Annotated in this window: 3 protein-coding genes and 1 pseudogene; 2 read left to right on the plus strand and 2 right to left on the minus strand. The window is 65.1% G+C overall.

Features of this window, described 5'->3' with window-relative positions; translation table 11 throughout:
- Together EN742_RS22995 and EN742_RS23000 are read right to left on the minus strand one after the other, a co-directional pair.
- Positions 1–914, minus strand: a 914-nt coding sequence (locus EN742_RS22995; RefSeq protein ID WP_148670207.1) for a DUF1003 domain-containing protein, incomplete at its 3' end; no start/stop codon positions are given.
- Between the two features lie 354 nt (positions 915–1,268).
- Positions 1,269–2,156 (minus strand): D-alanyl-D-alanine carboxypeptidase family protein, encoded by an 888-nt coding sequence (locus EN742_RS23000; protein WP_127422936.1) that lies wholly within the window; start codon positions 2,154–2,156, stop codon positions 1,269–1,271.
- A gap of 535 nt (positions 2,157–2,691) precedes the next feature.
- On the opposite strand from EN742_RS23000, the gene EN742_RS23005 reads away from it, so the two are divergent.
- Together EN742_RS23005 and EN742_RS23010 are read left to right on the plus strand one after the other, a co-directional pair.
- The gene (locus tag EN742_RS23005) at positions 2,692–4,608 is read left to right on the plus strand and encodes a methyl-accepting chemotaxis protein (protein WP_128333312.1); all 1,917 of its coding nucleotides are present in this window, start codon (positions 2,692–2,694) and stop codon (positions 4,606–4,608) included.
- 325 nt (positions 4,609–4,933) lie between these two features.
- Positions 4,934–5,308: pseudogene (locus EN742_RS23010) on the plus strand (hypothetical protein); the annotation flags it as partial.

The following is a 5,308-nucleotide window of genomic DNA, read 5'->3' on the forward strand; positions in this document are numbered from 1 at the left end:
CTCCTCGCCGCCCGCCGCCGCACCCCGCCCGCCGTCCGCTTCACCTTCTTCGCCCCTGTCAGCTCGTGCATGGCATCGAGCTGCATCTGCTGCATTTCCGCCAGCCGCTGCCATTGGCGCGAGATCAGGTAGTCGAGCTTTTCGTGCAGGTGCCGCACTTCCAGCTCGGCCTTCAGGTTCACCCGGTAGTCGTTGAAGGAGCGCAGCCGGTCCTTCGCTTCCTGCCGCTTCTGGCTCATCATGATCACCGGCGCCTGGATAGCGGCGATGCAGGACAGCATCAGGTTGAGCAGGATGAACGGGTAGGGGTCGAAGGCGCCCGCCATGCCCTCGAACAGGTTGATGCCGATCCAGATCAAGAGCACGCTGGCGAACGAGATCAGGAACCACCAGCTGCCGCCGAACTCGGCCATCGAGTCGGAGACGCGGTCGGCGAACGAGCGGTGCTCCTCGAACTCCTCTTCCGAGTTTTCCGAGATCGTGTCCTGCCTGGCGATCGATTCGACCACCTGGCGGTCGAGCTCGGAGAATTCGCCGTGCTCCTGCTGCAGCAGTTCTTCCATGTAGCGCATGCGGTAGCGGGCGAGCTCCTCGCGGCTGATGCGGGCGCCGCGCGGCAGGTCGGGATGGTCGGCGCGGATGCGGTCGGAAAGGCTCGGCCGCAAATCGTCGATGCGCACCAGGTCGCGCTTGCGGAATTTCCGGCCGCTGATCGCCGACGGTTTTTTCTTCGGTTTTACCCGCGATGCGGCAGGTCCGGCCGGGGCGGGCTCGGAATCCGGCACCTCCGGCGCTTCGAGGATCTCGTCGGCCGCTTCGTGCAGGTCTTCCGGCAAGGTGGAGGCCTCGAGATATTCGCCGGCCGAGTGGGTTTCGTCGTCTTCCGTCTTCTGCGCCTTCGGGTCGCCGGCCATGGTCAGTGCTCCTGTTTCGGCTTCTGCGATACGATACGCCAAGCCGGCGCGGCATATCCATCGCGACTGTGTAACTGGTGTGACCGAACAAGTTGTTGTGATGGGGGTGGTGCGGGCTGTGACTTGGTCGCGGAATGCGGCGGCGCAAGGTTGAGATCGGTGGTGATCCTTCGCGCCCCCCCTCTGTCCTGCCGGACATCTCCCACTCAAGGGGGGAGATCGGCAGCCTTGGCGCCGCGCCCCTCATTGACGTTGGAGGTGGGCGAAACCCGACGCGACATCCAATCTCCCCCCTTGAGGGGGAGATGGCCGGCAGGCCAGAGGGGGGTGCCTCGGGCCGGCGTTTCGAAGCTTTTACGGTTCTGGCAAACCGGGAAGCGCCGACCCCGTCGGCTGCTGCCCGGCATACATCAGCCTTGTCTTGGCATCCGCCGCCATCGGCGAAAGGCTGCGCTGGATCAGTGCCTCGACATGGTCGTTGCGCTGGCGCGCGCTTTCGGCGCCCATCACCACCACGATCAGCTGGCGGCCGTCGGCATTGTAGGAAGTGACGATGTTGTAGCCGGAGGCCCTGATGTAGCCGGTCTTGATGCCGTCGACGCCGCGCACCCGGCCGAGCATGTCGTTGTGGCCGCGCACCAGCCGGCCGCGGAACATGAAGTCGCTCTCGGAGAAATAGTGGAAATGCTGCGGGAAGCGGTTGCGTAGCGCCATGCCCAGCACCGCCATGTCGCGCGCCGTCGTCATCTGGCTGCCGTCGGGCAGGCCCGAAGCGTTGCGGAAGGAGGTGCTCGTCATGCCGAGGCTTCGCGCCTTGGTGGTCATCATGGCGGCGAACTGGTCCTGCGAGCCGCCGAGATATTCGCCGACCGCCACCGCCACGTCATTGGCCGATTTGACCACGATGGCCCGGATGGCGGAATCGACGTCGATCGTCTCGCCGCGCCTGAAGCGCAGCTTGGTCGGCGGCTGCCGGGAGGCATTGTCCGAAACCGGGATCTGCGTCTCCTTGCTCACCCGGCCGCTCTCCAGCGCCTCGAACAGCAGATAGAGCGTCATCATCTTGGTCAGCGAGGCCGGATAGCGCTGCGCCGTCGAATTGACCTCGAACAGCTGCTTGCCGCTGCGCGCATCGACGACGATCGCCGCATAGCGCTGCGGCTGCGCCGGCACCGCCAATACACTGTCGGGCGGCGCGACGGTGGTGCAGCCGGCGACCATCGCCAGCAGCGCGAACGCCATCAAGATCTTCTGGAGGAGCGGGAAAGGGTCGGACAGGCGCAAGTCGAATCCGGCTGTTGCTGAGAGGGCCGGACCCTAGCCTAAGCCGATTGCTGCGTCCAACTGGTTAACGGGGGTCTCAAAGCTGTCTCAACAGCTTAAGGGTGGCGACGGGCTCGGAACGACACCAAAGCCGGCGCTGCCCCTCACCTGGCTGCCGGCACCCTCTCCCCGTATAGTGACGGGGCGAGGGGCGCTGTCATCGCCGGTTTCGCCAATCACCAACGTTGCAAGAAGGGCGCCAATGCTGCGGCCAGCCCCTTTCTCCCCGTCACTATACGGGGAGAAATGCCCGGCAGGGCAATGAGGGGCGGCGCCAACATCGGCAAATTGGCGATTCCTGCGCGAGCGGCGCTATACCTTGCCGCTCGTAGCTATCACTTCGTCGGTAGACACCTCCCACACCCCACCGCCCCGAAAACGCCCGCTTGCTGTCCTGTTTTCCCGGCGGGGCCGCGCTGCTACCATGCGCGCGGATTTGGTTTGGGGGATCGACATGACAGGTGACATCGGCGCCGCCGCACCATCTCTTATCCGGGCATCGCTCAGCCGCACCGGCAAATGGGCCGGCAGCGTCGCTTTCGTCAGCGGCGCGGTGTCGGACGTGCTCAACCCGCTCGGGCCGTTCGCCGCCTATATCGCGCTCGTCGCTTCCGTTGCGGCCGCGATCATCGCCATCGCCATCGTGCTGAGGCTTGTGCTGGCGACCAAGGCCATGCCGGCGCTGATCTTCGCCACAAGTGCGGCGGCGATCGCCGGCGGCGTCTATACCGTGCAGCAGGAAACGAATTCGCAGAACGGCATCATCGCCACTCTGGTGCCGGCGGTGGCCGAGCTGCAGCAGTCGCTGGGCATCGTCTCCGAAAAGGTCGCCAGGATCGAAAGGACGGTCACCGAGACGCAAAAGACGGTCGAGGAGGTCAAGAAATCGACCGACACGGTGGCGCAGAAGACGCAGGAGATAGCCGCCGCCGAAAAACAGCAGACCGAGCAGGGCGCCGAAACCCAGAAGGCGGTCGAGGCGGTCAAGCAATCGACCGACACCGTCGCGCAGAAGGCCGAGGAGATCGCCTCGGCACAGAAACAGCAGACCGAGCAGGGCGCCGAAACCCAGAAGGCGGTCGAGGCGGTCAAGCAGACCACCGACACGCTGGCCGCCGGCCAGCAGCAGGCGGCCGCGCAGGCCGAGAAGCTGCAGGCGACGACCGAGCAGATTGCCGCTTCCATCGACACCATCGCCAAGGGCTTTGCCGCGCTCGCCGCGCAGGGCGGCGCGATCGCCGACCCCAAGCGTCCCGATGAGTACTATCACAATGCCCGCGTCTACGAATTGTCGGGCGACATGCTCAACGCCAGGCGGTCCTATCTCGCCTTCGCCAACTTCGATGTCGACGCCATCGACCCTTATACGCGCTTCGCCACCTTGCTTCGGGTCCAGGACGGTAAGGCCGGCGCCCGCGAGGTGTTCGGCCAGTTGGCCGACAAGGCCAAGGCGTCGGCGATCAAGCTCGTCCATCTCGAGCAGTTCGACGATGCCCAGCGTCTCGACAAGCTGAACACCTTCATAGCGGCCCATCCCGACTATGCGCCTGCCTATTTCCTCCTGGCGCAGGAGTTTTCCGAGGATCGCCTCGGTAGCCAGTCGCTGTCCGACAAGCGCAGCGAGGCCGAGGCGCTGACCAAGTTCGTCTCCTACGAGAAGGATGGCGGGCTGCTCAAATATTTCGTCGACCAGAGGGAGATCGCCGACTGGCTGGAGCGCAGCCGCAGCCGGCTGGCCGCCGTCGGCGACGTGCTCGATCCGCAGCGCTTCGCCCCGACATTGACGCCGATGCGCTCCAATGCCGGCTGGACGATCACCATTTCGCTGCCCGAGGCGGCGACCGGCATTTCCTGGCGCCTCGGCGAGACCGGCCCGTTCACCGACACCGGGCTGATGGCGATGAACGACCAGCGGACGGGCAAGCCGATGCCCAATTCGAGCTTCGAATTGCCGGACAGCACCACGGCCACCACGATCGGCATCAAATATCTCGACATCAGGGGCCGCGAGACCGGCCCGTTCGCCATAAGATTCGATCCGGACTCGGCGCTGCAGCAAGGCGACAAGCAGATCCTCGACCAGTTCTGGACCTCGTGGATCGCCTTCGACGCCGGCGGCAACAACGGCCTGGTCTATTTCACGCAAATGCTGTCCTACCGCTGCGCCATCAAGGAGGTGCATTACGGCCTGGACGGCGCCGCCCCCGACAAGGAAATCAAGATGCCGCCCTGCGACAAGAAGGACCCCTACGCCATCCCCTACGACTACCAGCCCTATTTCAAGGTCGCCGACAGCGTGAAGTCGATGTCGGTGCAGGTGACCTATACGGATGGCACCAAGTCGCCGGTCAGGGAGTATAAAAGGCAGTAGGGGCGGCCCGTTTGTAGCGTCTCAACCTACCGCACCCTTTCTAACGTTGGCGCCGCCCCTCACCTGCCTGCCGGCATTCTCTCCCGGTATAGTGACGGGGAGAGGGGCGCTCTCATCGCCGGTTTCGCCAATCAGCAACGCTGCAGGAGGGCACCGGCGCTGCGGCCAGCCCATTTCTCCCCGTCACTATACGGGGAGAAATGCCCGGCAGGGCAATGAGGGGCGGCGCCGACTTCCATTCTGATGCAAAATGCCTTTCGCAGCGCTTGCACTTCGCACACCACGCGGGCTTTGCTGGCGCCAAAGATTCGCGAGGGTGACAGGCATGGATACGGTCACGATCAAGGCAAAGGGCATTTCGGTCACGCTCGACCTTGCGGTCGGCCACATCGCCGACATGACGGTCGAGGCCGACGGCCGCCGCCTGCAGCCTCTGCATCGCGCGCCCTGGGTCGGCGCGCCGCGCGAGAGCCTGCCGCAAGACCTGCCGGAAGGCACGGTACGGCTCTCTGGCGATTTCCTCTGCGCGCCGTTTTCGCGCGCCGATGTCGAGGAGGCGCCGCTGCATGGCTGGCCGGCCAACAGCGCCTGGGACCTGGTTGAAGATAGCGCCATCAGCGATGGCTGGCGCGCCAGCTTCCGGCTGCGCCGCAAGGTCATGGGTGCCAGCGTCGACAAGGTGCTGACGCTGCGTGACAAC

It is taken from the genome of Mesorhizobium sp. M4A.F.Ca.ET.020.02.1.1 (assembly GCF_004022645.1).
Lineage (GTDB): Bacteria > Pseudomonadota > Alphaproteobacteria > Rhizobiales > Rhizobiaceae > Mesorhizobium.

Bases quoted from the DNA above. Each gene is read 5' to 3' on its own strand.
- EN742_RS23005 (WP_128333312.1), top strand. From the start codon at position 2,692: ATGACAGGTGACATCGGCGCCGCCGCACCATCTCTTATCCGGGCATCG.
- EN742_RS23000 (WP_127422936.1), bottom strand. From the start codon at position 2,156: ATGGCGTTCGCGCTGCTGGCGATGGTCGCCGGCTGCACCACCGTCGCG.